Source organism: Pseudomonas sp. AGC41, assembly GCF_057334555.1.
The window spans coordinates 1-4,366 of sequence record NZ_JBHFJB010000108.1 but is presented as its reverse complement, the minus strand read 5'-3'; the positions used below and the strand labels follow the sequence as shown (position 1 = coordinate 4,366).

Annotated in this window: 4 protein-coding genes; 1 reads left to right on the top strand and 3 read right to left on the bottom strand. The window is 62.8% G+C overall.

Annotation, left to right across the window (positions count from 1 at the left end; translation table 11 throughout):
- Positions 1-176 precede the first annotated feature (176 nt).
- Together ACE04F_RS18520 and pobA are read right to left on the bottom strand one after the other, a co-directional pair.
- Entirely contained in the window at positions 177-1,694 is a 1,518-nt protein-coding gene (locus ACE04F_RS18520; RefSeq protein WP_486108390.1) for an MDR family MFS transporter, read from the bottom strand.
- 69 nt (positions 1,695-1,763) lie between these two features.
- Complete coding sequence (pobA, locus tag ACE04F_RS18515) at positions 1,764-2,954, bottom strand: 4-hydroxybenzoate 3-monooxygenase (protein ID WP_486108388.1); 1,191 nt, start codon at positions 2,952-2,954, stop codon at positions 1,764-1,766.
- A 170-nt stretch (positions 2,955-3,124) separates the two neighbouring features.
- Between pobA and ACE04F_RS18510 the strand changes: the two genes are divergently transcribed.
- Positions 3,125-4,018: a helix-turn-helix domain-containing protein gene (locus ACE04F_RS18510; protein WP_486108386.1), complete on the top strand. Its 894-nt coding sequence runs from the start codon at positions 3,125-3,127 to the stop codon at positions 4,016-4,018.
- 7 nt (positions 4,019-4,025) lie between these two features.
- On the opposite strand, the gene ACE04F_RS18505 is transcribed toward ACE04F_RS18510, so the two are convergent.
- A complete protein-coding gene (locus ACE04F_RS18505) occupies positions 4,026-4,202 on the bottom strand; it encodes a hypothetical protein (RefSeq protein WP_305499247.1) in 177 nt (58 codons plus the stop codon).
- Positions 4,203-4,366 lie beyond the last annotated feature (164 nt).

Genomic DNA, 4,366 nt, shown 5'->3' with positions numbered 1-4,366 from the left:
TGGCGGCGACAGCTTGAGACAAACCTGCAGGGGAGCGCGCTTTTGTGGCGAGGGAGCTTGCTCCCGCTGGGCCGCGAAGCGGCCCCAGAATTTCCCCTGCCCACTCAGGATTTTAGGCCTGCTGCGCAGTCCAGCGGGAGCAAGCTCCCTCGCCACAGGGTTCAGCGCCATCCGCACTAGCGAGTTTTTTCTTCACGCCCGCGCAACAGGCAGTCGGGCATCGCCACGGCAGCCGCCAACCCCAGCAACGACACCGCCGCGCTGATCATCAGCAAATGCCGGAACGTCCCTTGCAGTTCCTCGCGCAAGGCATCCCGTGCCGCGCCCGGCGCGGCGTTCAGGCCGTCGAGCAGCACGTTGCCGGAATGCCCTTCGCCGATCACTGACGAACCGGCGAGCTGGGCGAAACCTGAATCCTGCAACAGCGCCAGCAGCAGCGCCGACATCAATGCCACGCCGACCGCGCCGCCCAATGAGCGGAACAGGTTGGTGGTGCTGGTGGCCACGCCGATGTCCTGTTGCCGCACCGAGTTCTGCGAACCCACCAGCGAGGTGGGAAATTGCATGCCGGACGCGATGCCGCCAAGCAGCATGAACAGGCTGCTGAGCCAGAATGCCGCGGGCGGGGTGAAGGCCATGCCGAGGATGGCGAACGGGAAGAGCAGGGCGCCACTGAGGATCATCGGTTTGTAGCGACCGCTGATCGAGGTGCGCCGTCCGGCGAAATAGGCGCCCATCGGCAGGCCCATCGCCAGTGGCAGCAGATGCAGCGCGGCACTGTCGGCCCCGGCGCCGGTCACGCTCTGGAAGCGCAACGGCACCAGCACCGTCAGCGAGATCGCCTGGAAACTGGTGAAGAACACCGTGCACCAGCACAACACCGCGCTGCGGTTGACGAACAGGTGCATGGGCAGCAACGGCTCGCGGGCGCGGCGCTCATGCCAGGCGAATACCCCCAGCACGACCACGGCGCCACCGAGCAGCCCGAGCACTTCGCGGCTGTGCCAGGCGTGACCCTGGCCGATCTGAGTAATGCCCAGCAGCAGCGCAGTGAGGCCGATGATCAGCAACACGGTGCCCAAATAGTCGATGATCGGCGTGCGTTGCGGTACCGGCAGCCCCACCAGTGTGCGCCGGGCCACCAGCCAGGCGCCCAGGCCCAGCGGCAAATTGATCCAGAACACCCAGCGCCAGGACAGGTATTCGGTCATGTAGCCGCCCAGCACCGGCCCGGCGACACTGGCCACCGCATACATGCTGCTGAAGTAACCCTGGTAACGGCCACGTTCCCTGGGCGGGATGATGTCGCCGATGATCGCCTGGCTCACGGAGATCATCCCGCCAGCGCCGATGCCCTGGAAAATCCGCGCCAGTACCAGTTGTTGCATGTCTTGCGCCAGGCCGCAGAACAGCGAGGCGAGCGTGAACAGGCCCATGCCGAACAGCATCAATGGCCGCCTGCCGTACAGGTCGCCCAGCTTGCCGTAGATCGGCACCGCAACGGTCATCGCGACCATGTAGCCGGAGATCACCCAGGCCAGCAGGCTGACATCCATGAATTGCGCGGAGATGGCCGGCATCGAGACGGCGACGATGGTCTGGTCCAACGCACCGAGGAAAATCGCCAGCATCAGCGCCACCAGCACGCTGCGGATGGCGGGTTGCGGGGCTTGAGGCGTATCGAGCTGATTCAAGGCTGGACCTGCGGGCATCGCGCCGGGGAGGCGAATGGACGGGAGCCCGCAGTTTAAATCGATAGTTGGCTATTCGATAGCCTCGTAAGGAAGGCCGACGTAATTTTCCGCGATGGTTTTTCGACCGGCCTCGGAGTCGACGAAATACTCCAGCTCCGCTTCGCTGATGCGCTGGTTGAACGCGTCGTCGTCGAAGCGATGCAGCATCGACGTCATCCACCAGGAGAACCGTTCGGCCTTCCAGACCCGGCGCAGGCAAATGGCCGAATAGCGTTCCAGCAGATCCACCCGGCCGTCGCGATAGACCTTGAGCAAGATGTTAAACAACGTACTGACGTCGCTGGCGGCCAGGTTCAGCCCCTTGGCACCGGTGGGCGGGACGATGTGGGCGGCGTCGCCGACCAAAAACATCCGCCCGTACTGCATCGGTTCGACGACGAAACTGCGCAGCGGCGCGATGCTTTTTTCGATGGAGGGGCCGGTCACCAGCGCTTCGGCCAGGTCGGCGGGCAGGCGGTTTTTCAGCTCGCTCCAGAAACGCTCGTCCGGCCAGTCGGCTATTTGTTCCTCGGCGGGCACTTGCAGGTAATAACGGGTGCGGGTCCGCGAGCGCATGCTGCACAGGGCAAAGCCGCGCTCATGGCGGGCGTAGACCAGTTCCTCGTGGACCGGCGGGGTGTCGGCCAGGATGCCGAGCCAGCCGAACGGGTAGACGCGCTCGAAGACCTTGAGTTTTTCCGCCGGGATCGATTGCCGCGCGACGCCGTGGAAGCCGTCGCAGCCGGCGACGTAATCGCAGTCCAGGCGCCAGGTTTCGCCTGCGTGTTCGAAGGTCACGAAGGGCTGGTCGGTCTGCAGGTCGTGGGGTTGGGCGTTGTCGACTTGATACAGGGTCTGCGCGCCGGATGCCTGGCGGGCAGCCATCAAGTCGCGGGTGACTTCGGTCTGGCCGTAGACCATGACGTTCTGGCCGCCGGTCAGTTCCTTCAGGTCGATGTGCACGCGCCGGCCATTGAGGACCAGCTCGAAACCATCGTGAGGCAGGCCTTCGGCGTCCATGCGCTGGCCGACCCCGGCCTGGCGCAGCAACTGCACCATGCCTTGCTCAAGCACCCCGGCGCGGATGCGGCTGAGGACGTAGTCGGGTGTCTGGCGTTCCAGGATCAGCGTGTCGATGCCGGCGTTGTGCAACAACTGGCCGAGCAGCAGTCCAGAGGGGCCGGCGCCGATAATGGCGACTTGGGTCTTGAGGGTTTTCATTGTTGTTATGACTCGCAAGAGCACGCGACCAGGGTCGGTGTTTATTATTAGTAATCCTGGCCTGCATTTTTCGCTTGCGAACCTGTCAATTGAAGGGGAAAACTGCGCTGAAACCTGTACTTTCTGCCAATCGGTGCGATTACCGCCCGTAACCCGAGGCCAACCCTCGTATGAAAAAAACCGAGCTGCCTTCGATACCGGTGTTCAAGCTCTATGGCGAGAGCCAGGATTGGCCGACGCCGGACCTGCTGCATTGCGAAACCATCTCCACGCGCAGCAGCGAACATCAGTGGGAAATCAAACCCCATCGGCATGCGGACCTGTGTCAGTTGCTGTTTGTCTACAAGGGCCAGGCCGAGCTGGAAATAGAAGGCCAGCGCACCCGGCTCGACGAGCCGGCCGTGCAGATCCTGCCGCCCTTGTCAGTGCATGGCTTTCGCTTTTCCGAGGATGTGCAAGGTTACGTGGTTACCCTGGCGGCGCCGCTGGTGACGCATCTGCAAGGGCAGCTCGGGCATTCGGTGAATGTCCTGGCCCAGGCCGAAGCCTACCCGGCCGGTGAAAACGCCGACTACCTCAACAGCCTGTTCAGTGCCTTGCAGGCGGAATATGTTGGCCACGAACCGGCCCGGGAAATGCTGATGCATGCATTGGTCAGCGTGATCATGGTCTGGGTCAGTCGTCAGGTAATGGACAGGCGTACCTCGTCGCAGCGTCCGCAACGGGCCCGGGAATACCTCAACGGGTTCATCCAGCTGGTCGAGGAAACCTATCGCCAGCACGTCAAGGTCGAAGACCTCGCCCATCGCCTGGGCATCTCGGTATCGCACCTCAACGGCACCTGTCGGGAACTGGCCGGGCAACCGGCGTTGCAGATCATGCACGAGCGCCAGTTGCTGGAGGCCAAGCGGCTGCTGACCTACACCGGCATGACCATCTACGAGATCTCCGAGCTGCTCGGTTTTTCCGACCCGACCAACTTCACCCGGCTGTTTCGCCGGCGTGTCGGCATTTCGCCCAAGGCCTTCCGCGACCGGCTCAAGACCGATCAGCCGGACGACTGAAACCACTTCAGCGCAGAGCGTTCAGGGATGCGTTGTGCGGTATGCAGCGTTCGAAGTTGCAGCTGGCGTATTCACGGGGCAACTGCCTGGCCTGTTCGACCCGATAAGCCGCAGTGCCATACAGCGCTAGCGTGGCCGTGCAGGTGACAAAAATGGCGAGGCGTCTTCTTGTTTTGATGTTCATGGCGATGACCTCTGAACGAATACCCGGGGGTACTGTTTTGAGCATAGGTCAGCCATGGCGAGTTGCCAGTCGGGCGGGTTTTGTGTGTGGCTCGATATTCAGGCCACTGATGGATTTCCTGTGGGAGCGAGCCTGCTCGCGAAAACGGTGTGTCAGTTAATGCC

Coding starts and splice junctions, on each gene's coding strand:
- pobA (WP_486108388.1), bottom strand. CDS start 2,954: ATGAAAACCCTCAAGACCCAAGTCGCCATTATCGGCGCCGGCCCCTCT.
- ACE04F_RS18510 (WP_486108386.1), top strand. CDS start 3,125: ATGAAAAAAACCGAGCTGCCTTCGATACCGGTGTTCAAGCTCTATGGC.
- ACE04F_RS18505 (WP_305499247.1), bottom strand. CDS start 4,202: ATGAACATCAAAACAAGAAGACGCCTCGCCATTTTTGTCACCTGCACG.